This window comes from Erysipelothrix sp. strain 2 (EsS2-6-Brazil) (assembly GCF_016617625.1).
Taxonomy (GTDB): Bacteria; Bacillota_I; Bacilli_A; order Erysipelotrichales; family Erysipelotrichaceae; genus Erysipelothrix; species Erysipelothrix piscisicarius.
In genome coordinates this window covers 119,354-145,364 of sequence record NZ_SBAR01000003.1, presented here as the reverse complement: position 1 = coordinate 145,364, position 26,011 = coordinate 119,354, and the positions used below count along the sequence as shown (strand labels likewise).

Sequence of the window (26,011 nt, the reverse complement as noted above, 5' to 3'; positions counted from 1 at the left end):
TGGACCTCCTATTTAACTTTACTGCGACCCTCAAAAGCTTTCATCAATGTCATATCATCTGCGTAGTCCAAATGACCACCAATTGGTAATCCAAAAGCTAAACGTGAAACATCTGCTTGATCTTCTAATTTTTTCGCCAGATAAAGCGATGTCATTTCCCCTTCAACGGTAGCATTGAGCGCTAATATAACTTCAGTTACGTTTTCATCAACACGATTAATGAGTGACTGAATATTCAAATTCTCTGGAAGAATCCCTTTTTGAGTAGAGATTAATCCCCCTAAGACATGATAAACACCGTGATATTCATTCATTTTTTCGATTGAAAATGCTTCCTTTGCTGTTGCGACAACGCAAATGATTGAACGATCACGCGTTTCATCTTGGCATATTTGACAAACCGCCTCATCCGCGAGGTTATGGCAAACTTTACATGATTGAATTTCATGCCGTGCGGTACTCAAATCTTGTGAGAATTTATCCACATCTTCTGGTTTTTGATCTAAAATGCTTAGTGCATAACGCTCAGCCGTTTTTTGTCCAACCCCAGGCAGCATCATAAACGATTCAATTAATTTTTCTAGTTTTTTAGGATACATTTATTAACAACCTCACGATTCTATAATCTCTACGATTCCCCCAAACAGTTCTTTTACTTTTTCTAAACTTTCATCTTTTTGTTCAACTTCATCTTCTTGAGATTGATCGTTAAACGGTTTTGCTTCTATTGGTTCTGGTAAATTGTTGTTCTTTGAAAGATCTAGAAATTTAGAAACAGCTTCTGCGTACATTTCTTGTGTAATGGCTAAAATTTGCTTTGATCCACCAAAAAGAACTTTTGAAAAATGATAAAGTTCGCTTTGATTTCGTATTTCTGCCACTTCTCGAACCGCTGCGTCATTGACGAGTGCAATAACAACAAAGAAATTACTGCTTAATACCAGTTTCCCACCACTTATGAGTCTACTTGCGCGTGCCCACGTTAAATCAACCTTATAACGATCAATTGCTTGATATGAGGCATCGTCTTGGATACGAATTGCTTTATCAGCCGTTACCATATACTGAACAACTTCATCTACTGTTAGAAGTGCATCCGGCTGGTCATTTGGATCTGTAATAAAGACTTCTGTATCAATTTGAATTTCTTCTTCAATAATCTCATCTTCAATCATTTCTTCCGGATTATTTGTTTCGAAAATAATTGGTTCATGAGTCGACTCGTTTGACTTAGGAACATCGTTGTGTGATGTCTTTCTCTGCTTATTACCATGTTCTAATCGATAGATTTCTTCAGCTGTCATTGCTTCTTGGCTTTGTTGATTCAAATTCACATTATTTTTTTTATGATTAAATGAATTAAAAACATCCACCATAGCGACTTCAAAATATATTGATTGATTTTGAGAAAATTTCATTTTATCCATATAACCTAATAGTTTGTCAATCACTTGCAAGCGTTCTTGAACCTGTAACGACTTCGCAAGATATTGGATAAACATTAAACTATTCTCGTTGACAAGCGTTTCAGAATTTGTATGTGAATAGATAATTGAATCTTTTAATCCACTAATGAGATCCATCATCAAGCGATCAATATTAACACTCTTCTCACTCATCATTGCAATTTGATTCACAAGCGTTTCCATATTTTGTTCCTGAATGCTATTGAATAAACGAATCTTATCTTGGTCTGTAATGATACCATTGGTATCATAAATTTGTGCTACCGTAATCTGATCATCTGCGAGAACAATCGCTTGTTCTAGAATCGTTAATGCATTTCTTAAACCACCGCCAGATAAACTTGCAATAAGTTTCGAAACACCTTGTTCAGCTTCTACATCTTCTTTTTCAAGGACATAATCCAATCGCTTCGCAATATCCACTTCGCCAATACGATTAAAATCGTAGCGTTGACAGCGCGAAATTATTGTAGGCAACACTTTATGTATTTCTGTTGTCGCTAATATAAATACAACATGACTTGGTGGCTCTTCTAATGTCTTAAGAAGTGCATTAAAAGCACCTTGTGAAAGCATATGAACCTCATCGATGATGTAGACTTTATATTTTCCGAGAATCGGTGTATATTTCACTTTTTCAATAAGACCACGAATCTCATCAACACCATTGTTACTTGCGGCATCAATTTCAATGAGATCTGGATGCGTTCCATCCGCTACAGCCTTACAATTGTCACAAGTTCCACAAATTACTTGATCAGGATTCTCACAATTGACTGCCCGCGCAAATAATTTCGCTATCGATGTTTTTCCTGTTCCACGTGGACCACAAAAAAGATATGCATGTGATATCTTATCTTTAGTAATTGAATTTTTTAAAACATGAACGACATGTTCTTGCCCCACAACTTCGTCAAGATGTGAAGGTCTATATTTACGATATAACGATTGATACGACATATTATCACCTTTATCTCATTATATCATGGAGGACCTTATATTGATATTCTGTTTTACAATCTATATAATGTATTTAAGGTGGATGACTATGGAAAACAATACTAAGAAAAAGAAAAAATTTAATTTATTTGGTTTTTTAGGAATCATGATGATCCTCGCTGGATTAGGAATAATCATTTACGATGTCGGTTCTTCTTACCTTGAACGCGAAGCGCTCAAACGAGAATTACAAGACTTTCTAAATGCTCCCCTACCTCAAGATGATTCTGATGGTCCTTCAAAACAAGAGACGGATAAATGGGGCTCGATCGAGATTGAAAAACTTGATATCAACCATTTGATTGTGAAATCAGACGACTGGGGTTATCTCAACCGTTATGTTGTAGCTTGGAATCGTTCAATTGACCCGCCTGGAGAAGGAAACTTCTCGATAGCAGGACATAATGGACGTTGTGCAAGCTGTGTCTTCCGTGATTTCGAAAAAATCGAAAAAGGCGATACAATTAAATTGCATCGAAAAGAAGATAATACAACTTATATCTATAAAGTCTATGACAACTTTGAAGTACCTTATACGGATACTTCTGTACTGAATGACGATGAATCACGTGGTGCAACACTTACACTTGTGACTTGTACCGAAGCGAACGATTACAGCGTTAACCGTACAATAATCAAAGCAGAGCTTGAAAGCTCTGAACCAACTCGTTAAACATATAAAAACACCGTTTCCTGGAACTGAACTAGTTCCCCTTATTGAATCGGTGTTTTTATATGTTTAATCATTTTAATATGGGAAATACCTACTTCTTCATATATTTCCCCAGTTATTTCAAATCCTTGTCTCTTATATACGTTCATTGCACTCAGTTGTGCGTTCAATTCAATTTTATCAATCCCATTGTTTTCTGCTTGGATAATTGCATAGCGAACTAGTTTGGAAGCAATTTTTTTATTACGATATGGTTTTAGAACTGCGAGTCTTCCAATTTTCATTGTTCCATCAGAGCAATATAATCGCATTGTACCGATAACGTGATTCTGTTGCATTGCAACTACATGACTAACTTGTTGATGGTCAAGGATGTCAAGTTCATCATATTCTTCTAAAGGGTCAATATTTTGCTCATCTACAAATACTTTTTTACGGACATCAAGATAGCTTTCAAACATAGATTCATCTACCTTTTTAATTTTCACTTGTTTATTTCGTTGCTGTTTAAAGAAATCCAACATCAGTTGTTTGGTTTTATCTCCTTGTATTCCCGCAATCACTTCTGGATAGTGGTTATAGCCCTCTATCTTCGTAAAATCGATTACCGACCCTAAACAACCACTTTTAGGTTCTTTTGATCCGTAAACAACGGTACTTACCCTTGATTGCATAATGGCTCCTGTACACATTGCACAGGGTTCCAGTGTTACATATAAAGTGCAACCTTCTAAATTCCAAGAACCAAGTGTTTCTCCTGCCTGATCCATCGCAATAATTTCCGCATGCCCAGAAGGTTGGTGTTGCGTTTCTCGAACATTATGACCTCGTCCAATGATTTGATTGTTGTAGACAACGACAGCACCAACAGGAACTTCTTCTTTATCATAAGCTTGAAGTGCTTCTTGATATGCCGCATCCATATATTTGTTATGTTCGATAGTAACGCCCCCTTATATACAAAAAGAGCCACAACACACATAAGAGCTAATGTAAGGCTGCTGCATTCCTGCCCTGACCTGGTTAACTAGATTATGTTGTTGTAGCATAGTTATTATACCAAAACTGTCTTAAAATGCAACCTCTTAAACGACTAATTTAAATGTTCCACGTGAAACATTATGGTATAATTTCAATGGAGGTTTCTTATGATTAAATTAATAGCAACTGATATGGATCACACGCTTTTAGATGATGATTCAAATCTTCCTTGTAATTTTGAAGAGGTGCTTGCGGAGCTCAAGAACAACAACATCCATATGGTACTTGCAAGTGGTCGCACCCTCTTTAGCATTAAGAAAAAGGCCCATGATTATATCGATGATCTTTCGTTTGTTTCTGATAATGGTGCGATCGTTGAACATCAGGGTAAGATACTTTATCAATCTATCTTTTCAAAACGCGATATTAAGACCGTTACCGAGGTTTTTAGACAATGCAAAGAAACATCGATTATCGCTTCCGGTATTGATTGCGCCTATGTCGAACTTGGTGATCCAGTCCACGAACAATATCTTGAAGAGTATTATCCTGGTTTTGTTATCGTTGATGACTTAACAGACGTTGATCTTAATTTCGTTAAAATAACTGCATGCAGTCTTCATCACACCGTTTCTAATTTCCAAGAGATCGTACAATCAGCTCTAAACGGAACCTTTAATGCCGTTACAGCTGGCGCGGTGTGGATCGATGTTATGCACTCTGATGTTAATAAAGGACAAGGAATCCAGCACCTTCTACAAACGCTTAATATTGATGCTGCGGACATTGTTACGTTTGGTGACTATCACAACGACATCCAGATGTTAAAGCTCGCTGGACGCTCGTATGCCGTTTCTAACGCACACGAAGATGTGAAGCGAATCGTTACTGAGGTAATTGATTCAAATAACAATAATGCGGTAATGAATCAAATTCAAAAATTAATCACTAAATAAAAAAATAGAGCCTATTGATTCGGCTCTATTTTTTTCTTAAATCCCATATAGGGTTGTAATGCTTCTGGTATAAGTACGCTTCCGTCTGCTTGAAGATTGTTTTCTAAAAAGGCGATAAGCATTCGTGGTGGTGCTACTACCGTATTGTTTAAGGTATGTGCGTAAACACGTCCTTCTGGTGTGTCAATACGTATTTTTAATCGACGCGCTTGTGCATCTGTTAAATTTGAGCAACTTCCAACTTCAAAATATTTTTTCTGTCTAGGACTCCATGCTTCTACATCAACACTCTTGTTTTTTAAATCGGCAAGGTCTCCGGAACAACATTCGAGTACACGTACAGGAATATCAAGGGTTCTAAAGAAATCTACTGAATTATGATAAAGTTCTTCAAAGAGTGCTGCACTATCATTTGGATGACAAACGACTACCATTTCTTGTTTCTCAAATTGGTGTATACGGTATACACCGCGTTCTTCAATACCGTGCGCGCCCACTTCTTTTCGGAAACATGGTGAGTAGCTGGTAAGTTTGTGTGGTAGCGTTTCTCCATCAATAATTGTATCGATATACTTACCTATCATTGAGTGTTCACTCGTACCGATAAGATAAAGGTCTTCACCTTCAATTTTATACATCATGTTTTCCATCTCTTCAAAACTCATAACACCACTAACAACGTCACGATGAATCATAAATGGAGGGATTACATAGTCATATCCACGATCAATCATGAAATCACGGGCATAAGTTGTCACCGCTGAATGAAGTCTCGCAATGTCTTTTTGTAAATAGTAGAATCCTGCTCCGGCAACCTTACGCGCGGCATCAAGATCAATTCCACCAAATGACTCCATAATATCCGTATGGTAAGGAACATCGAAGCCTTTATCGATAATTTCACCTACAGTATAACGTTCTACATTTTCGCTATCATCTTTTCCGATAGGAACGTCATCCGCAATAATATTAGGGATTTCCATCATCAAACCTTTAATTTTTTCAAATAGAGGTTCTTCTCTCTCTTCGATTTCTTTTAGTTCAAGGGCGAAGGCCTGTACCTGTTCCTTTACAGCATTTGCTTCTTCAATCTTCTTTTGTCCCATAAGTTGGCCGATTTGCTTACTTAAAGCATTACGTTGCCCTCTTAATTCATCCGCACGTGTTTTAATACCGCGGTATTCGATATCCAAAGCAATGATTTCATCTACCATATCTTCCTTATGATCTTGGAATTTCTTCTTAAGGTTGTCCTTAATAAGCTCAGGATTCGTTCTAAATAGATTAATATCTAACATATTTTTCTCCTTTTGAAAATAAAAAAAACACCTCTTAAGGGACGTATGTACGTGGTGCCACCCTTTTTCATATGTTCCACGTGGAACATACCTTTAACAGATAACGGTTGTCTTCCGAAATTAATCTCTCCAGGGTGGAACTATAGCGTTTTATAATGATTTTCACCAAACATCATCTCTCTTAAATAAAACAGTTATATTATTCCCTTTCAACGAGTTTAAGTAAATTATAGCGATTATCATATTTTAAGTCAAATAGAATCGAAAGAAAAAAAGCAAGGATTTTATCCTTGCTTTGCTTATTCGGTTATTTCTATTTCTTTGTTTTCAATTTGTACTTCCGGTTCGTTCGTTTGATCGTCTTCGGGTTCCTCATCAACTGTCGGTTGTAGAATTGCTACTTGAGAAACAGAATCCGATTCACCAACATTAATCAATCTTACACCAATTGTTGAACGGCCATAGATTCCGATATTGCTAATCTCTGTTCGAATAACAGTACCCTCGTTTGATATAATTAATGCTTCTTCATCACCGTTAACTGCACGTAATGAAACAAGTTCGCCGTTTTTCTCAGTAATATTTACTGTTTTAACACCTTTAGCACCACGTTTCGTACGGCGGTATTCTGAAATGTCTGTACGCTTACCGTATCCCTTTTCAGTTACCGCTAAAATATATTGACCTTCACGATCCGTCGCAATCCCTACAACTTCACCTTCATCAACATTGAATCCAATAACACCTGACGCTGTACGTCCCATTGAACGAACCTCATTCTCATCGAATCGAACAGCTTTACCGTTGCTTCCTCCGATAATGATTTCGTTGTCCCCGTTAGTCATACGAACACCTACGAGTTCATCATCTTCTCGTAACGTAATTGCAATTTTACCGTTTTGACGGATCGATTCAAATTCTTGAACTTCAACTCGTTTCACTATACCTTGCTTTGTAACGAAGAATGCATATCTCGATTCATCATCTTTGGCAACTTTCACGAGCGTTTTAACGGTTTCACCTTCTGCAAGATTCAATAAGTTTACAACAGGTATCCCTTTTGATGTTCGGCTTGAAGACGGTACATTAAATCCACGAATACGGTACACTTTACCAAGGTTTGTAAAGAGTAGTAGATAGTCATGCGTCGACATTGCAATGAACTGATCCACTGTATCTTCATCATAAGTACTAATACCACGTACACCTTTCCCACCACGGTTTTGTGTGTTGAATGAATCAACTGTTGTTCGCTTGATATAACCATTCATAGTCATCGTAACAACAATATCTTCCACCGGAATTAAATCTTCATCCAACATGTCAATATCCGCTTCTACGATTTCTGAACGGCGATCATCACCGAATTTTGTTTTAATTTCGGTCAATTCGTCTTTAATAATGGTAAGTAAGCGATCATGGTTCGCTAAAATATCTTTTAAATCAATAATTAGAATTGTTAATTCATTAAATTCGCTCTCGACTTTATCACGTTGTAACCCAGTTAAACGACGTAATTGCATATCTAATACCGCTTTAGACTGGATCTCTGTTAAGTCAAATGCTTCATTAAGTCGGGTAATCGCCTCCGGATCGTCCTTAGATGATCGAATAATTGAGATTACTTCATCGATATGATCAAGTGCAATCATCAACCCTTGAAGAATATGTGCCCGATCTTCGGCTTTCTTCAATTCAAATTGTGTTCTACGTGTAACGATTTCAATTTGATGGTCGCGATAATGACTTAATACCTGTAATAGATTTAAGAGCTCGGGACGGCCATTCACCAACGCAAGCATATTTACCCCAAAAGATGATTGGAGGGCAGTAAGACGATAAAGTTGATTTAAGACAACCTCTGCTTGAACTTCTCTTCGTAATTCAACAACAATACGAATTCCTTCACGGTTTGATTCATCTCTTAAATCGGTAATTCCGTCAATTTCTTTATCACGAACAAGAGTAGCAATTTTTTCAACTAATGTGGCTTTATTTACTTGATATGGAATTTCAGAAATAACAATACGTGGCTTCCCGTTTTTCATTTCTTCGATATCCACTTTAGCCCGCATAACTACAGAACCGCGTCCTGTTTCAAATGCTGACTTAATACCACTACGACCTAATAGGAGCGCACCTGTTGGGAAGTCGGGTCCGAAAATGTACTCATCCATTAATTCTTTAATTGTAATATCTGGATTATCGATAAGTGCAATCGTTGCGTCAATAACTTCGCCAAGATTATGAGGAGGGATGTTTGTTGCCATACCAACCGCAATTCCGGTTCCACCATTAACGAGAACGTTTGGGAAACGTGACGGAAGCACTGCAGGTTCGCGTTCTTCACCGTCGTAGTTATCAATGAAATCAACGGTGTTTTTATTGATATCACGAATTAATTCCATCGAAATTTTAGACATACGCGCTTCGGTATAACGCATCGCAGCTGCACCGTCGCCATCGATTGATCCAAAGTTTCCGTGACCATCAATCAACATATAGCGGTATGAAAACTCTTGGGCCATACGTACCATTGAATCATACACAGCCGTATCCCCATGCGGGTGATACTTACCAATTACTTCACCAACAATACGTGCTGACTTTTTATAAGGTTTATCACTCGTCATACCAAGATCATTCATTGCGTATAAGATTCGACGATGAACGGGTTTTAGACCATCACGGACATCTGGCAACGCACGTGAAACAATAACCGACATGGCATAGGAGACGAATGATTTTTTCATTTCTTCAGAAATATTACGTTGTTTTATTTTGTCATAACTTTGTGTATTATCTTCCATTGTGTCCTCCTAAATATCCAAATCAGCATATTCAGCGTTCGTCTGAATAAATTCACGACGCGGTGCCACTTCATCACCCATTAAGGTTTCAAAAATAACATCGGCTTCCATTGCATCATCAATTGTAACTTGTATTAATGTACGTGTTTCTGGATCCATGGTTGTATCCCATAACTGCTCCGGATTCATTTCCCCAAGACCTTTGTATCGTTGTACGTTAAATCGGTCTCCAAATTCGACCTTTAGTTCATCCAACTCCTCTTCCTCATAGGCATAAGCAATCTTATTTCCACGAGAAATCTTATAAAGTGGTGGTTGCGCGATATAGACGAATCCATTTTCAATGAGCGGTCTTAAGAATCGGTAGAAGAATGTTAATAATAACGTTCTAATATGTGCACCATCGACGTCCGCATCAGTCATAATAATAATTTTATGGTAACGTAATTTTTCGATGTCCATTTCATCTGATACACCCGTACCAAATGCTGTAATCATCATACGAATTTCATTGTTATCAAATATTTTATGTAGGCGTGCTTTTTCTACGTTAATAACTTTACCTCGAAGCGGTAGAATCGCTTGGAATTTGCTGTCGCGGCCTTGTTTAGCACTACCACCCGCAGAATCCCCCTCGACGATATAAATTTCGCACTCAGATGGATTACGATTTGAACAGTCCGCAAGTTTTCCAGGTAAAGAAGAAACTTCAAGAGCCCCTTTTCGACGTGTTAACTCACGCGCCTTACGAGCAGCAACACGCGCTTTCGATGCGATTGCAGCCTTATCTACGATGATTTTAGCGTCATCCGGATGTTCCATCAAGAAACGTTCTAATTGCTCACCAAAGACACTAGAAACAATCTTACGCACTTCACTATTACCGAGTTTAGTTTTAGTTTGTCCTTCATATTGAGGATCAGGATGTTTTACAGAAATAATTGCGGTGAGTCCTTCACGAACATCGTCCCCTAAAAATCCATCATCATCCTTTTTAAGTAGATTGTGATCTTTTGCATAATTATTAATTACACGTGTTAATGCGAGCTTAAACCCATCTTCGTGGGTTCCACCTTCATGTGTATTAATATTATTACAGAATGAATAAATGTTTGGCGTAAAACCATCATTATATTGCATTGATACTTCAACGAGTATTCCTTCTTCTTCTCCTTCACAATAAACAATCTCTTCATGTATTGGAGATTTATTCGCATTCATATACTGAACATATTCACGGAGCCCATCTTCGTAAATAAATTCAAGATGTCTTGTTTCTTCAGGTTCACGTTCATCTTGGAAAACAAGTTTAATTCCCTTATTTAAAAATGCAATTTGACGTAAACGATCACGTAAAATATCATGTGAGAATTCAGTTGTTTCCGTAAAAATAGTAGGATCAGCCTTAAATCGAACCGTTGTTCCTTTTTTATCTGTTTTACCAACTTCTTTAAGTGGTATTGCTACTTTTCCACCTTCTTCAAAACGAAGATAGTATTCTGTACCATCCAAATAAATTTTAACTTCCAACCATTCTGACAACGCATTAACAACAGAAGCCCCAACACCGTGAAGACCTCCCGATACTTTATATGCACCACCACCGAATTTTCCTCCGGCATGGAGTACTGTAAAGATCGTCTCAGCTGTTGAAACGCCTGTTTTCGCATGAATTCCAATTGGAATCCCACGACCATTATCTGATACAGAAATTACATTATCTTTATCGACATTCACAACAATTTCTGTCGCAAATCCAGCTAAAGCTTCATCAATCCCATTATCTACAATTTCCCAAACCAAATGATGTAAACCACGGGATGAAGTTGTACCAATATACATCCCAGGTCGTTTACGTACCGCTTCCAATCCTTCAAGAACTTGAATATCGGAAGACGTATATGAATGATCTACTTTTGTATTCGACATTAAATAACCTCCTCTACATTACCACTAACAACTTTAAAGACCGTCTTATCGCGTTTGGATTTAATATAATCTAAATCTGTAGTAGTAATAAATACTTGCATTTCTTCGTGTAACACGTTTAGAACACGCTCACGTCTGACATTATCCAATTCAGAAAACAAATCATCTAAACACAAAATTGGATAAGTTTTACGACTTTGAAAAATCAATTCCACAATCGCAAGTTTAAAAGCAATTATAAGCATTCGCTTTTGTCCCTGAGATGATACATTCACAACAGGAATATCATTTATCATAAAAATAAAATCATCGCGGTGAATTCCATTCTGTGTGACTTTAAAATCACAGTCACGTTGGAATGAATCTTGCATCTTTGATAATAATTGCACCTTCAAATCCCCTTCGAGTGTAATCGGTGCTTTATAATGTAGAACGATATGATCATCAGAATCACTGAGTAGATGATAATAGTGATTAATGATTGGATTGAGCGCTTGAACAAATTTTGCTCTCATTTCAATAATCAAAATAGACGCATCCACTAATTTTTCCGTTAAAATTTCTAGATAATCTCGATCAACACTTTTATTTTTCAAGTACGCATTGCGTTCTGATAGTAACTTATTCGACAAACTTAATTGATTGAGATACCGCTTTGACATTTTCCCCAATTCAAAGTCAATTTCTCTTCGTCTTTTTCTCGGACTATTAGAATAAAAGTTAATATCCTCAGGATTAAACAGCACAACATTACAACGACCGATAAACTCGGTCATTTTTTTTAATGGTTGTTGGTTTACTTGAAGATACTTTCCAGCAGTACTGAGTACTACCTTAAGGTTTTGAGTATTATTCTGATCCTCAATATCGGCAAAAACACTTAAAAATTCCTTACCGTATTGAATGAGATATTCATCCGAATTAACACGAAAGGATCGCCCTGAAGAAAGATAGACAAGCGACTCGATAATATTCGTCTTCCCCTGACCATTATCCCCTACAAAAACATTTATGTTTTTGTTAAATGATAGATTGAGATTCGAAATATTTCGAAATTGCCTTAATTCAAGATTTTTAACCTTCATGTTCTGTTGTGATTTCGTGTTTATTACCGTTAATTACAACAACATCTCCAGGATACAACTTTCTACCGCGTCGGTTCTCTTCTTCACCGTTTACTTGAATCGAAAACGTATGAATGAGGTGTTTCGCTTCTCCACCTGAATTAACATAATCCGCCACTTTTAGAAATTGCCCTAAAGTGATATATTGAGTCTCTTTTTTCATAGCACCCATCCTTTTTATTACCTTATTATTATACTATAAAAACGAATTAAAATCATCTTTTTACGGCTCATATAACGCACAAAAAACCACATTCTTTAAACCAAATGTGGTTTCATGATAATTGTGTTAAAAAAGAACTAATTACGCTTTAAAATACCCATTAAAAGCCCACTAACAATCGAACCAATAATGATAAATAGAATATATAAGAGTGGTTGACTCACAAGAAGAATCACAAAGAGACCTCCATGTGGTGCGTTAACGGTAATATTAAATGCTAATGACAAGGCTCCTGTCAAGGCAGAACCCACAACGAAACTTGGAATAACACGAAGAGGATCACTGGATGCAAATGGAATCGCTCCCTCAGTAATGAACGAAGCACCTAAAATTAAGTTTGTCATACCAGCTTGACGTTCTTCATCTTTAAATTTGTCTTTAAAGAACAGTGTAGCAACAAAAACAGCAAGTGGTGGAACCATCCCTGCTGCCATAACAGCAGCCATAACAGCGCTACCTTGCCCTGCGGCAGTTGCAGCTAACGTACCCGTTCCAAACACATAAGCAGCTTTATTAATTGGCCCACCAAGGTCTACAGCCATCATACCACCTAATAATGCACCTAACAATATTGCATTGGTACCTGATAAACCATTTAAGAAGCCATTCATCGCCTCATTTACGGACTTCATCGGTATATTAATTAAAACCATTAATAAACCGATCACAAGTACACCTAAAACGGGATACAAGAGGATTGTCTTAATACCATCAAGACTTTGTGGAAGCGTTGCAAGGAGTTTTTTAATCATGTTCATTGCATAACCCGCTAAGAAACCACCAATTAATGCCCCTAAAAATCCTGCTCCACCTGCCGAAGCAATACCTCCAGCAACAAACCCTACAACAAGTCCTGGACGATCAGCGATACTGTAAGCAATATAACCAGCGAGTACAGGCAACATAAATCCAAATGCTTGCCCACCAATATCTTTTAAAATCGCTGGAAATGCGTTATATGAACCAAGCTGTCCTAATTCTGTAGTTGGAACTCCCATCAATTGGTCAAGCATAAATGCAATCGCAATTAGAATACCGCCCCCTACAACAAATGGGAGCATGTGTGATACACCATTTAAGAGATGTTTATACAGATTACTGCCTTCATTTTCCTCACTCGATGTTACAGAAGATGATGACGTATAGATTTCCGATTCTGTTAATGCTTTATCAATAAGAGAATCGGGATGACTGATTGCGGAAGCAACCGGAACTTTGATTAATTTTTTTCCGTTAAAGCGATTCATCTCTACATTAATATCTGCGGCAACAATAACTGCATCAGCATTATTAATATCACTTTGTGTCAAACGATTTCCTACACCCGAAGAACCGTTTGTTTCGACTTTTATTGCGATTCCTTTGTTTTTAGCTGTTTCTTGAAGCTTTTCTGCTGCCATATACGTATGTGCAATCCCTGTTGCACATGCTGTTACCGCAACTACAAAAGATTCACTCTTATCATTATTCTCTTTTTCTTCTTGATCAACATCAAAAGCCGCCACAAGTTCATCATACGTTGAAGCAGTTTTTAATGCTTCTTGAACTTCTGATTTCATGAGTAAACCTGATAATGTAGATAAAATCGCTAAATGATCATCCCCAGAATTTTCTGGAGTTGCAATCATAAAGAACAAATGGGCTGGCTCACCATCCATAGAATCAAAATCGATGCCCTTATCACTTCGACCAAAGACGACAACAGATTCTGATACGACTGAACTTCGACCATGAGGGATTGCAATACCATCTCCAACACCCGTTGTACTAATGGCTTCGCGTTCTTTAAGTGTTTCGATAAACGACAGTTCATTGGAAACAATTCCCTCTTTGCTTAGTTTTCGAGTCATTTCAGATAGGATTTCTTCCTTAGATGATGCATTTAATTCGAAAATAACAAGATTTGGTTTTAAAACTTGAGTTATATTTTTCATATTATTAATCGATCCTTTCGATAATTATTTTTTCATTTAATTCAGATATTGATGTCGCTGATGCAAGATGGTCCGAAAATGCAGTTGCACTTCCCGCAGCACAGGCTAGCTGATACGATTCAAGTAATGAATATTTATTTACATAACCATAAATAAATGCAGCAACCATAGAATCTCCAGCACCTACAGAATCCACTAAGACACCTTCCGGCGCGTAAGCTCGATAACATGCATCTTCAGTTATCAATAGAGATCCCTGTGATCCAAGTGAGACAATGATATTACGAGCCCCCCTTTCAATAAGTATTTTTGACTCACTTATTAAACGTTCTAATGATAAATCGTTTTCTTCGATGCCAAGAATTGCACGAATTTCATCCTGATTCGGTTTGATAAGAAGCGGATGATAAGCGATCATATCGATGAGTTTATCGGAACTGACATCTACTGCAAAGGGAATATTTTGTTTATTCAATGCCTCACAAACTGAGACATACCAGTCGTAAGACATGCCCGATGCAACACTTCCAGTTAAGACTACAAAATCATTCGGAGTAAGTGTCGTGATAAATGTGGAAAGTTCTTCAATTAAAGCGTCATCAATCGGATGACCACTACCATTAATTTCAGTCTCACCTTTATAATCGAGTTTAATATTTATGCGGGTTGGATTGTTTGCGTCCATAAACCCATCAACAAGCAGAGGATATTTTTTCAATTCTTCACGAACATGATTCCCTGTAAAACCTCCAAGAAAACCAATACATGTAGAAGATTGTCCCAGATTGTTTAAAACAATACCAACATTAATCCCTTTTCCACCAATACGTATCTGTTCTTCTTGAGAACGATTGGTAACGCCAAGTGATAACGTTTTAGGTGTCATTAGGTAATCAATCGAAGGGTTAAGTGTAACGATATAAATCATATTAATTTCCTCCTAAATATAGAATAACACAATATGTAAGTGGTTTCAAACATTATTTATCATATAATATCATTTATATTCAAATTATAAAAAAAGGTGAACTTAGTGTTCACCTTGTATTTTAATATCATAATTTTTATATGCTTCGCCTGGATCTTTATCCGTAATGAGCAATCCATCATCTGATAACGCAAAACTCACACTGGAGCGCTTATTAAACTTAGAGCTATCCCCAATAAAGAATACCTGCGATGATTGCGCAACAATCGTAGATTTTGTTACTGCTTCCATTTCATCCGGTGTGGAAAAACCAAAATCTGCATCCAAAGCATTAAATCCGATAAAGGATTGATCAAAATTCATTTGCTTTAGATATTGAGTACTTAATCCACCCACTGCTGCACGAGTTGTCGGCTTCACAAATCCACCGATAACATAGCACTCAATACCAAATTGAACTAACGCATCAACATGATGCAATCCATGTGTATACACAGTAACATGCTTATCTTTAAGATACGGTATCATCCGCGAAACAGATGTTCCTGCATCAAGATACACGACGCTATTCGGCTTAACCAACGCTGCAGCTGTTTTAGCGAGTTGGTCTTTGATTTCTGAATTCACATCATTTCGAGTATGTAATTCAACATCATTTGAATAATCACGAATTGTGATGGATGTCGCACCACCATGTACTTTATGAACTAACCCTTTTTCATCCAACTCATTAATATCTCGACGAACGGTTATTTCGGAAACATCCACAAGTTGTGCAAGCTCTTCAACTTTAGCAAATTGATGCAAATCAATATAGTGGATAAGTTGTAAATGTCTTTGATTCTTTAACATAATCGTTAATCAAATGTTCTTACAGGTAAAACAAGTTGGACAATTGAATCGTCTTCTGGGTTTTTAAGAATAAACGCTTGCATTTCTCCCACAAATAAAATCTTAACGATATCTGTTTTAAATGATTTAAGGGCTTCAATCATATAACGTCCACTGAATGAGATTTTTAAGTTACCACCAATATAATCAATCGGTCTTAAAATTTCCTCTGAACTACCAATTTCTTGTGACTTAGAACTAATTAGGACACCATCATTGGATGCCTCCAATTTAACAGTCCAATATCCATCACTCTTTAAGAAAGAGGATCGATCGATTGCACTGATCATATCGTGACTATTAACTGTGAGTTCAAAACCATATTCCGAAGGAATTAATCGATTAACATCGGGGAATAATCCATCAATTAAACGGGATTGAATTAACGTTGAATCGACATAGAATTGAACAAGTTTATCAGAAACAGCAATATGAACATCTTTATTATCACTAATCGTTTTTGCTACTTCATAAAGGTTAACTGCTGGAATACATATATTAAAATCCATTGGTGTAGGAAGTTCAATTGATTTTTTGGCTAATCGATAACTATCCGTAGCAACACAATTCATAACATTCCCATCTGCTTTAAAATTTACTCCAGTAAATATTGGACGATCTTCACTTGTCGAACAAACAAAAGCAGTTTGTTGAATTACTTCAGAAAGTTTAAAGCCTGGCATCTTAAATTCTTTTGTTGGTTTTGTAAAATCAATTGTTGGATAAAGTTCTGCTTTACTACCATTGATGTTGTATTCTGCTTTATTTCCACTAATACGTGTTAAAGCACCATCAATGATTTCAAAGTCGATAAAATCGCTATCAAGTTTTCGAACTGCTTCAAGAATATAACGAGATTCTAAAACAACTTCCCCTTCTTCATATACGTTCAATTTATTTTCGTCATTCGCATAAAGAACTTCTTTAATTGAAATATTAGAATCACTTGCAATTAATGTTAGAGCATCATCTCTTAATTCAAATTTAATTCCTGAAAGAATTGGTAATGGTGAATGTGTAGATGCTGCACGTCCTACAGAGGACAATGCTTTATAAAATGATTGTTTCTTTATATTGAACTTCATATAACCCTCCAAATGATAAACACTATTGTATTAATTATATCATATTATGTACTTTTTATTATATTCTTTTTTATAAAAATAAATGGATCACTGCGAGAACTTTTAAGTAAATTATTCTCCAAGGCGATATGTTTATTAGTATTAAATAATTAATTAGTATTACTAGGGCCTGTGGATAAGTGTATAACTTGTATAAAACACTCTAAACAAGCGACAATACTTACGAAAAACGGTGTTATTAAAGTGTGGATAACTGTTGATAACTATTTAATTTTGGCTTCAAGTTCATAAACAGCACGAGCCAGCATTTGGTCCGTTTTAAGTTTCTTTTCAATCTTGTCACAAGCACTAATAATTGTAGAGTGATCACGTTTTCCAAAATCCTCACCAATTTTATTGTAAGGCAAATCAAGATGCTTACGACATAAGTAGATTGCAATGTGTCGGGCATTTGCAATTGCTTTGGTTCGAGCCTTTGAAACAAGCTGAGCTTGGGTTAACCCATAGTAATCTGCAACAATCCGTTTAATGGTCTTTGTATCCAATTCATTTGTTTTAATAGGTTCACCATTTGTTTTAAAGGCGTTCATTGCGATGTTAATGTCAATATGGTCATTTTGAGAAAACTCAATCGAGAAAAAGAGCAGTCGATTTAAGGCACCTTCTAGCATACGGACATCTTTAGAAAAATTAGAGGCGATGTAGCTTAAAACATCTTCATCAAATAATCCTGGATCAACACTTTTATGTTTGATTTTCAATTCAAGAATGGCAAGTGAGGTCTCAAATTCCGGGGAATCAACACCGACCGAAAGACCTGAAGAAAATCGACTGATTAAGCGGTCTTCTAGACCTTTTATCTCGGTAGGAAGGCGGTCACTTGTAATAACAATTTGTTTCTTATTGTAAATAAGTTCATTAAAGATATGAAAGAAGATCTCATGAGATTTTTCTTTACCTGCGAGGAACTGGATATCATCAATAAGTAAGACATCGAGATTATACATTTGTTCTTTAAAGTCTTCAATCGTGCGATTCTGTATTGAATTAGCAACTTGTCTAACGAAATCTGAACTAGACGTATACAGGACACGTGCATCTGGATTTAGTTTTTTGATGTAATTTCCAATTGCATTTAAAAGATGTGTTTTTCCTAGACCGGAGTTTCCATAAATGAATAGGGGCGTATAAAATTGTCCAGGGCGATACGCACACCCTAATGCTGCAGAATGGCTTTCTTTATTGCTTGGACCAACGACAAAATTATCAAAAGTTTGATTTGGGGCAATGCCATCATTGCGAACAACGACTGGAATTTGAGGTTGAACAGGAACTTGAACGGCGATATTTTTCTTGAATTCATTTTCAAGCAGAACCTCACAAACCATAGATGTTTTATCTAAAATTTGATTAATAACATCATTTAAAAAAGGAATTTCTTCAGAAAGAATTACTTTTTGGAGATAGGTTGGGACCACAATAATCGCTTTTGTCTCATCCAACGCAGCAAGGTTTGTATCTTCGATGTAAGTATTATAAATGGGCTCATCGAAATGATTGCTTTCCTTGATCGCAAGCTTTACTTTTCCCCACACATCTTCTAAATAAAATTTCATAGTTGTCATATTCAAATACCCCTTTGCAAGTTCTATAATATCAAATTTAGAATACAATTCCATAGACAAAAAAACTCCCAACAAGTTATCCACATAATCTACTGTGGAATACGGCTATTCTAATGCTTATTTTGATAGTTATCCACAGTTGTCCACAAAATTATGAATGTTTATAAATTGCGGACTTCTTAAATACATTCTCAACATAGCGTTGACAAAAAATGTAGAGCTTGATTTTTGTCATTTATACGCGGACATCTCAACATGAAAATAGCTACTTATAAAAGGGTATGATGCATTTATCCACACTATCCACAATCTGTTGATAAACATTGTTATGAACTCGTATAAAAGATGGTTTATAGTTTTCCACTGATTTTTTAATCATTAAAATCTTCCACTAAATTTATCCCACGAATCCGATAGAGTTACCAACATTTCGTTGCATATGCATGAAAAAGTGGATAACCAAAAGCATTTTCGAACGAAAATAATCCGATATTGGTAATAAAAGGGCAAGCATCAACTAATTTTAAAGAGGAATGCTCACTCTTTTATTACCTGTGAATTATTTAAAGGCGCTCCGATCAATAAAAAAAAATTGAAAAAAATATCGTGATTGAAAGATGAATGTGTTACAATAGCGATGATAATTCTATAAAGTTAGAATGAAATAGTATCAATTAGATGGTGAATCAGATAATCAAAACGTTATTTAAGGCACTTTATTGACATTGAAAAGTATTTCTTATATAATTTTAAAGCATTTGCTCTTCGTATATATAAAGAACTGGAGGTGGTTTTCATGAAGAGAACTTATCAACCGAGCAAACGGAAACACCAAAAGGTCCATGGTTTTAGAGCCCGTATGAAAACAGTAGGCGGTCGCCGCGTGCTTTCACGTCGTAGATCAAAAGGAAGAAAAGTGTTATCTGCATAACAGTCACCCTTATGGGTGACTTTTTTGTCATAATGGAAGTGAAAAAAAATGAGAGAAGAATATAGAGTAAAAAAAGCAGCGGAATTCCAAAAAATCATGGGGGCTCGTCGATTTAAAAATACCAAAGCTTTTACAGTATATATAAATAAAAAAACTAAAAATCACTCGCGATATGGAATTGCAGCACCTAAAAAACTAGGAAATGCAGTAGTGCGCAATAAAACAAAACGTCAAATAAGAAGTATGCTCCAAGACATCAACATGTTTGATACACCTTACGATTACATCGTTCTAGTTCGAAAAAAATATTACGAACAGAGTTATGAGGAAAATCGAAAAGACTTGGAAAACCTAATAAAAACGGTTAAAATGTAAAGTGAGTATTTTAGATTAGGAGATAGATATGAAAAAATATAAAAAACTGATTATATTCAGTATTTTGCTATTAGCATTAACGGGATGTACTCAAGTTATTGATCCACAAACGAAACAAGTATACGCTGACAAGATTATTAGTTTAGGTGATGCATGGTCATGGGGTACGGACACATGGTTTGGAGCGCTCTTTGTATGGCCAATTGCACAAGCATTAAACTTTTTCTCACAATACATTGGAACCATTGGTTCAATTGTTGTTGTAACATTGATTATTAAGCTTATTACAATCAAAGGTTCAATTAAAGCAACAGTTCAACAACAAAAAATGCAATTAATTGGTCCTGAACAAGCTCGAATTGAAGCGAAGTATCAAGGTCGAAATGATCAACAAGCAAAACTTCAAAAAGCTACTGAAATGCAAAAGTTGTTTGAAAAACATGAAATTAATCCAATGGGTGCTTTAGGTGGAACATTCCTTCAGTTACCAATTATGATTGCAATGTATCAAGCTGTTATGCGTTCAGAAGCCATCATTAATGGTACGGTATTTGGACAAACTCTAGAAGTAACGCCGATGCAAGGATTTACTCAAGGAAATATTATTATCATTGTAATTTTCATTCTAATGGCAATATCACAGTTCCTTTCAATGTTCTTGCCACAATATCTTGCAAAACAAAAACTTCGTAAACGTTCATATGAAAAACAACCTGCTAATCAAGCAAATATGATGATGTATTCATCACTTATTATGATTGTAGTTCTTGCTCTTAACTGGCAAGTGGGTATGAGTTTATACTGGATGGTTTCGGCTCTTGCACAATTAGTACAAACATTATTTATTAATCATAAATACGGCACAAAATAAAAAAGGGAGGAATACACGTGAAGCAATATACAGCTAAGTCTTTAGATGATGTTCTAAACAATGTCTCTAAAGAAAAGAATGTTGAAAAAAGTGATCTTATCTACTATGTCATCGAAGAAAAATCAGGTTTCTTAGGCATTGGGGCGAGTGTTACTGCTGAAGTGTTTGCCCTTAATGATGTCAAATTGTTTGTTGAAGAATATTTTAATAAATTCTTTACCGGTTTGGGATTAAAAGTTGAACAAGAAATTACTGTTAAGAATAATAACGTTAAAGTATCATTGAATGCAGAAAACAATGCAATCCTAATTGGTAAAAATGGGAAGTCATTGGAAGGCATGAATATGTTACTCAAACATGCAGTTAATTCCGAGTTTAAACGTCGTTTTTACGTTATGATTGATATAAACAACTATAAAACAGATCGTTATCAAAAACTTAAGGCAATGGCAAAACGGATTGCTAAGAATGTTAGTCGTTCTAAAATTGACGCATCTTTAGACCCAATGCCAAACGACGAACGTCGTGTGATTCATAAAGAATTGACTGATTTTCCAGGAATTCGCACACAAAGTGAAGGTTCAGGAAGAGACCGTCATCTTAAGATTGTCTATGATCCAAACAAAGAGTAAGGGGAGTCCCTTATTCTTTTTTGCTTAATGGAGGAATGTATGAAAGTAATCGTAGGATTAGGAAATCCCGGAAAACAGTATGAGAATACAAGACATAATGCAGGTTTTCTGGTTATTGATGAAGTTGCATCGAAATTAGGTGTTTCGATCACAACGAATAAATTTAAAGCACTTATTGCTGAAACGTTTGTAGGTACTGAAAAAGTCGTTTTGGTTAAACCACAAACATATATGAATCTCTCAGGAGAATCAGTCGGAGAAGTCATGCGTTATTATAATGTTGATCTTGAAGATCTTCTTGTTATTAGTGATGATATGGATATTACCGTCGGATCACTGAGACTTCGCGAAAAAGGATCGTCAGGTGGACAAAAAGGTGTTAAGAGCATCATTGATCATTTGGGATCAAATGAATTTTTAAGGCTAAAAGTTGGAATTGGTAAAAGCAGTCAAATAAAAACAGTTGATTGGGTACTTGGAAAAATTGATGAAGAAACAGCAATTTCATTGGGTGCTCGATGCGTAAGTGATTTTATCAGTGGAAAACGGACTGATCAATTGATGAATGAATACAATGTAAGAGTGTAAAAATGAATTGGTTATATAATTATTTAGAAAAGCATGAACTTGTTAAAGAGTACACCCAGGGCAAAAGTATTTTTGCCCATTTAAGCGTGGTTCAAGAAGCTTTATTAGTTCTAGGATCCAGTAGAGTAAGTAAAAAACCTTTGTTTATAATTAAGGAAAACGAACAGCAAGCATCAAATTTATATAATGAGATAAAACATCTTGATGAAAATGCAAATGTAGTTTATTACAACCATGAAGAGTCACTACGTGTTGAGGCTATTGTTCAATCAGAAATTATGAAAGCGAATCGAATTGATGCATTATTTAAAATTGTGAACGGAGACTTTGATATTTGTATTACGCATGCAATTGCTTCAGTAAGAAAATTATCCCCGTTGAAAGTTCTTAAAAATTCGATAATCAACATTAAGACCGGTGATGAGTGGGAACCGCTCCAACTTGCACGTGAGCTCGAACGACTGGGGTATACGCGTGTTAAATATGTTGAAAAGCCATTTACATATGCAATTCGTGGTGGTGTTTGTGACGTGTTTTCTATCCAAATGGAGCAGCCACTTCGAATTGAATTTTTTGATGTAGAAGTAGATAGTCTAAGATATTTTGACATTGAGAATCAGCGATCGCTATCGCGAGTTGATGAAGCGATGATTGCATTTGCGACAGATATTCTTCTTAACGATCAGGATATTTTAGAAATCAGTAATTCATTGACGCAAAAAATCGAGGGAATCGATAATGATGATTTGATTCATGAAATGGAACAAAAACGAGAATTATTACAAATGAATCAGTTTGATGTATCGTTGTACCCTCTGCTCTCATTTTGGTCAAACTATGCGACGATTTATGATTATTTAAGTGAATCAACGACGTACATGAGCCCGATTGAAGCTATTGAAAGAACACTTAAACAAAATACCTTAGATGCTCACACGTTTATTGAAGAACAGTATGAGATGAATCAAATGATTTATGTCTCAGATATTTTCGAGTCATTTGAACGGATTAAAGCAAAACATACGTATCGTGAAATTTTTGAATATCAAACCGAGGGTGAAGTTTTTATTCCTTGGCATGCACCCAATATTGTATCGGAAAGTATAGAGCAAACCATGAAGTGGCTTCGTAAAGAGGCAATAACACAAAAAGTGATCATCATACTCGATGAAGATACTATGGAAGATTTTGTTAAGACGCTACTAAATCAAGGTATTGAGTATCAGGTGTTAACCGACAAACCAACTACAAATGGAATCTATATTGAATACGGTCATATCACCTCTGGATTTATTCTAGAAGATATTGATACGGTTGTTTATACAGCAAGTGAATTGTATAAGTATAAGAAAAAGATGTTCCGATACGATAATAAGTTTTTAAAGGCAGAATCTTTAAATCAATTATCAGATCTCGATACATTGGATTATGTTGTGCACCGCCAATATGGTATCGGTAAGTATATGGGAATTACTACCAAAGAAATTGAAGGAATTCATAAAGATTTTATGCGCATTCAATATCGTGACGGTGATGAACTGTTCGTACCTCTCGAACAATTTAACCTGGTTCGTAAGTTTATGTCACGAGAGGCAGCATCAGTTCGCCTGAGCAAGCTTGGTACAAGTACCTGGCAAAAGAACAAAGAACGTATTAAACAAGATGTTGCCGATGTGGCAGATAAACTCGTAACGCTCTATTCTTCAAGAATGGAGGCAAGTGGATTTGCTTTTAGTCCCGATACGGAATACCAGAAACAGTTTGAGGATGCGTTTGAATATGAATTAACTCATGATCAAAAAACAGCCATTGAAGAAATTAAACGGGATATGGAACGCAATGTTCCGATGGATCGTTTACTTTGTGGTGATGTTGGATTTGGAAAAACCGAAGTAGCCATTCGTGCAGCGTTTAAAGCCTTTGTAGATCATAAACAAGTCGTTTTTCTTTGTCCTACAACAATCCTCTCACAACAACATGCACGAACTCTTAAAGAACGATTGAGTGATTTTCCTGTGACGATTGAAGTTTTAAATCGCTTTGTATCAGATAAAGAAAAAAAGGAAATTATTGAACGGGTCAAAGATGGCAAAGTTGATATTTTAGTGGGAACACACCGTGTATTATCACGCGATGTAAAGTTTAAAGATTTAGGATTACTAATTATTGATGAAGAGCAGCGATTTGGGGTGGAACATAAAGAGCGTATTAAGGAATTTAAAGTTTCTGTGGATGTTTTATCACTCAGTGCGACTCCGATTCCACGAACACTTCAAATGTCTCTAATTGGACTTCGTAGTTTATCACAACTCAATACTCCGCCATCAAACCGTCTTCCGGTAATGACTTATATCATTGAAAAAAACCAACAAACGCTTAATGATATTATTTCCAAAGAACTTAGTCGGGAAGGCCAGGTTTTCTACCTATTTAATAATGTAGAGCAAATTTACTCTGTTGCTTCAGTCATTGCGAATCATGTGGAAGATGCACGTGTAGCTGTTGTGCATGGCCAAATGGAACGTCATGAAATTGAAGATGTGATGATACGATTTATTAGTAAGGAAATTAATGTTTTAGTTTGTACAACAATCATCGAAACTGGAATTGATATTCCAAATGCCAACACGATCATTGTGGACAATGCGCATCGTTTTGGTTTGTCACAGCTCTATCAAATCAAGGGACGCGTTGGACGGTCAGATCGTTTAGCGTATGCGTACTTTGTTGTACCCAATAAACGTGGGTTAACGGAGTTAGCACAAAAAAGACTTCAAGCAATTAAAGAGTTTACACAGCTTGGTAGTGGATATAAGATTGCAATGCGTGATTTAACGATTCGTGGTGCCGGAGAACTCCTTGGTGGTAATCAGTCGGGATTTATTGATACTGTAGGTATCGACTTATACGTACAACTTCTTAAAGAGGCCATTGCGAAAAGACAAGGTAAAGAGGTTATTGATGTTGAAGAACAAGAACGATTCAATCTTAAAGTGGATGGATATTTACCCGAAGACTTCGCAAGTGATGATGGCGAAAAATTAGATCTGTATCAACAAATTAACCAAATCCAATCACTGGATGAATTGAAGCAGTTTCATGAGATGATTGATGACCGCTATGGGAAATTACCAAATTCAGTTAAAATGCTGTTGGAAAAAACACGTCTGGAATTATTCTTAAATGATCAGCGCATTAAGTCATTTAAAGAACGTGTTAATAAAGTAGAATTAGTCTTTACAGAGGAATATAGTAGTCAAGTAGATGGTGTCCATCTCTTTGAATTAATCTCTGAAAAGTCGAGTGAAATTAAGATAAAGTATCTAAATCAAACAATCATTATTACCATGCCAATGTATACAGAGTGGGCAGAAGATTTGATTTATATACTCGAAAATTTAAAGGAGCAAACACTATGAGACTTGATAAATATTTGAAAGTATCACGAATCATTAAACGCCGTACTGTGGCGAAAGAACTCGCTGATGATGAGCGTGTCTTTATTAATGGAAAGAAAGCAAAACCATCATCAGAGGTTACACTTGAAGATGTAATTGAAATTCGATTTGAACATCGCCATATTAAAATAGAAGTTACATTTTTAAGCGACAAAATTTTACGAAGTAATCCGCCGATGTATGAACTTATTTCAGATCAACGGATCGATAGAAGCGATTCAGAAAACTGACAAC

22 protein-coding genes, 1 other RNA gene and 1 other annotated feature are annotated in these 26,011 nt (G+C 36.1%); of the genes, 9 read left to right on the top strand and 14 right to left on the bottom strand.

The window, feature by feature from the left end; genetic code table 11:
• Positions 1–8: 8 nt before the first annotated feature.
• Together recR and dnaX are read right to left on the bottom strand one after the other, a co-directional pair.
• On the bottom strand, positions 9–599 hold the full coding sequence (gene recR / locus EPJ89_RS03440; protein ID WP_161636900.1) for a recombination mediator RecR: 591 nt from the start codon (positions 597–599) through the stop codon (positions 9–11).
• A 12-nt stretch (positions 600–611) separates the two neighbouring features.
• Positions 612–2,426: a DNA polymerase III subunit gamma/tau gene (dnaX, locus tag EPJ89_RS03435; protein ID WP_161636899.1), complete on the bottom strand. Its 1,815-nt coding sequence runs from the start codon at positions 2,424–2,426 to the stop codon at positions 612–614.
• Positions 2,427–2,514: 88 nt separating this feature from the next.
• Here dnaX and EPJ89_RS03430 point away from each other — a divergent pair, with 88 nt between their 5' ends.
• On the top strand, positions 2,515–3,138 hold the full coding sequence (locus tag EPJ89_RS03430) for a sortase (RefSeq protein WP_003774146.1): 624 nt from the start codon (positions 2,515–2,517) through the stop codon (positions 3,136–3,138).
• A gap of 41 nt (positions 3,139–3,179) precedes the next feature.
• Here the strand turns inward: EPJ89_RS03430 and tadA are convergent, their stop codons facing one another.
• The gene (tadA, locus tag EPJ89_RS08875; RefSeq protein ID WP_345944260.1) at positions 3,180–4,079 is read right to left on the bottom strand and encodes a tRNA adenosine(34) deaminase TadA; all 900 of its coding nucleotides are present in this window, start codon (positions 4,077–4,079) and stop codon (positions 3,180–3,182) included.
• A gap of 21 nt (positions 4,080–4,100) precedes the next feature.
• An RNA gene (gene ffs / locus EPJ89_RS03420) (signal recognition particle sRNA small type) lies at positions 4,101–4,188 on the bottom strand.
• A gap of 98 nt (positions 4,189–4,286) precedes the next feature.
• Between ffs and EPJ89_RS03415 the strand changes: the two genes are divergently transcribed.
• Positions 4,287–5,075 (top strand): HAD family hydrolase, encoded by a 789-nt coding sequence (locus tag EPJ89_RS03415; RefSeq protein ID WP_161636897.1) that lies wholly within the window; start codon positions 4,287–4,289, stop codon positions 5,073–5,075.
• 11 nt (positions 5,076–5,086) lie between these two features.
• On the opposite strand, the gene serS is transcribed toward EPJ89_RS03415, so the two are convergent.
• The 10 genes from serS to dnaA form a co-directional block, all read right to left on the bottom strand.
• Positions 5,087–6,373 carry a serine--tRNA ligase gene (serS, locus tag EPJ89_RS03410; protein ID WP_161636896.1) on the bottom strand — a complete coding sequence of 429 codons (1,287 nt, stop codon included), beginning with the start codon at positions 6,371–6,373 and terminating at the stop codon, positions 5,087–5,089.
• A gap of 34 nt (positions 6,374–6,407) precedes the next feature.
• Positions 6,408–6,595: a binding site (T-box leader), on the bottom strand.
• Between the two features lie 77 nt (positions 6,596–6,672).
• Entirely contained in the window at positions 6,673–9,183 is a 2,511-nt protein-coding gene (gyrA, locus tag EPJ89_RS03405) for a DNA gyrase subunit A (protein ID WP_200548984.1), read from the bottom strand.
• A gap of 9 nt (positions 9,184–9,192) precedes the next feature.
• The gene (gene gyrB, locus EPJ89_RS03400; RefSeq protein ID WP_161636894.1) at positions 9,193–11,112 is read right to left on the bottom strand and encodes a DNA topoisomerase (ATP-hydrolyzing) subunit B; all 1,920 of its coding nucleotides are present in this window, start codon (positions 11,110–11,112) and stop codon (positions 9,193–9,195) included.
• Positions 11,112–12,197 carry a DNA replication/repair protein RecF gene (gene recF / locus EPJ89_RS03395; RefSeq protein ID WP_200548982.1) on the bottom strand — a complete coding sequence of 362 codons (1,086 nt, stop codon included), beginning with the start codon at positions 12,195–12,197 and terminating at the stop codon, positions 11,112–11,114. The genes gyrB and recF overlap by 1 nt, the downstream gene beginning before the upstream one ends.
• Positions 12,187–12,408, bottom strand: coding sequence for an RNA-binding S4 domain-containing protein (locus EPJ89_RS03390; protein WP_125163877.1), 222 nt, complete (start codon positions 12,406–12,408; stop codon positions 12,187–12,189). The genes recF and EPJ89_RS03390 overlap by 11 nt, the downstream gene beginning before the upstream one ends.
• Before the next feature lie 128 nt (positions 12,409–12,536).
• Complete coding sequence (locus EPJ89_RS03385; RefSeq protein WP_200548980.1) at positions 12,537–14,393, bottom strand: PTS fructose transporter subunit IIABC; 1,857 nt, start codon at positions 14,391–14,393, stop codon at positions 12,537–12,539.
• Positions 14,394–14,397: 4 nt separating this feature from the next.
• Positions 14,398–15,321, bottom strand: coding sequence for a 1-phosphofructokinase family hexose kinase (locus EPJ89_RS03380; RefSeq protein ID WP_161636891.1), 924 nt, complete (start codon positions 15,319–15,321; stop codon positions 14,398–14,400).
• Between the two features lie 102 nt (positions 15,322–15,423).
• Positions 15,424–16,173: a DeoR/GlpR family DNA-binding transcription regulator gene (locus EPJ89_RS03375; protein WP_161636890.1), complete on the bottom strand. Its 750-nt coding sequence runs from the start codon at positions 16,171–16,173 to the stop codon at positions 15,424–15,426.
• Positions 16,174–16,178: 5 nt separating this feature from the next.
• Complete coding sequence (dnaN, locus tag EPJ89_RS03370) at positions 16,179–17,297, bottom strand: DNA polymerase III subunit beta (protein WP_161636889.1); 1,119 nt, start codon at positions 17,295–17,297, stop codon at positions 16,179–16,181.
• A 263-nt stretch (positions 17,298–17,560) separates the two neighbouring features.
• On the bottom strand, positions 17,561–18,922 hold the full coding sequence (dnaA, locus tag EPJ89_RS03365) for a chromosomal replication initiator protein DnaA (RefSeq protein ID WP_161636888.1): 1,362 nt from the start codon (positions 18,920–18,922) through the stop codon (positions 17,561–17,563).
• A 796-nt stretch (positions 18,923–19,718) separates the two neighbouring features.
• Here dnaA and rpmH point away from each other — a divergent pair.
• From rpmH to EPJ89_RS03330, 7 genes are read left to right on the top strand one after another with little or no spacing between them, the layout of a single operon-like run.
• On the top strand, positions 19,719–19,853 hold the full coding sequence (gene rpmH / locus EPJ89_RS03360) for a 50S ribosomal protein L34 (protein WP_003774176.1): 135 nt from the start codon (positions 19,719–19,721) through the stop codon (positions 19,851–19,853).
• A gap of 48 nt (positions 19,854–19,901) precedes the next feature.
• Positions 19,902–20,228 carry a ribonuclease P protein component gene (gene rnpA / locus EPJ89_RS03355; protein WP_125164898.1) on the top strand — a complete coding sequence of 109 codons (327 nt, stop codon included), beginning with the start codon at positions 19,902–19,904 and terminating at the stop codon, positions 20,226–20,228.
• Positions 20,229–20,256: 28 nt separating this feature from the next.
• Complete coding sequence (yidC, locus tag EPJ89_RS03350; RefSeq protein ID WP_161636887.1) at positions 20,257–21,099, top strand: membrane protein insertase YidC; 843 nt, start codon at positions 20,257–20,259, stop codon at positions 21,097–21,099.
• 17 nt (positions 21,100–21,116) lie between these two features.
• Positions 21,117–21,731, top strand: coding sequence for a protein jag (locus tag EPJ89_RS08870; RefSeq protein WP_161636886.1), 615 nt, complete (start codon positions 21,117–21,119; stop codon positions 21,729–21,731).
• Positions 21,732–21,770: 39 nt separating this feature from the next.
• Positions 21,771–22,319, top strand: a complete 549-nt coding sequence (gene pth / locus EPJ89_RS03340; protein WP_125163884.1) for an aminoacyl-tRNA hydrolase — start codon at positions 21,771–21,773, stop codon at positions 22,317–22,319.
• 2 nt (positions 22,320–22,321) lie between these two features.
• Positions 22,322–25,738, top strand: coding sequence for a transcription-repair coupling factor (gene mfd / locus EPJ89_RS03335; protein ID WP_200548978.1), 3,417 nt, complete (start codon positions 22,322–22,324; stop codon positions 25,736–25,738).
• Positions 25,735–26,007: an RNA-binding S4 domain-containing protein gene (locus EPJ89_RS03330; protein WP_161636884.1), complete on the top strand. Its 273-nt coding sequence runs from the start codon at positions 25,735–25,737 to the stop codon at positions 26,005–26,007. The genes mfd and EPJ89_RS03330 overlap by 4 nt, the downstream gene beginning before the upstream one ends.
• Positions 26,008–26,011 lie beyond the last annotated feature (4 nt).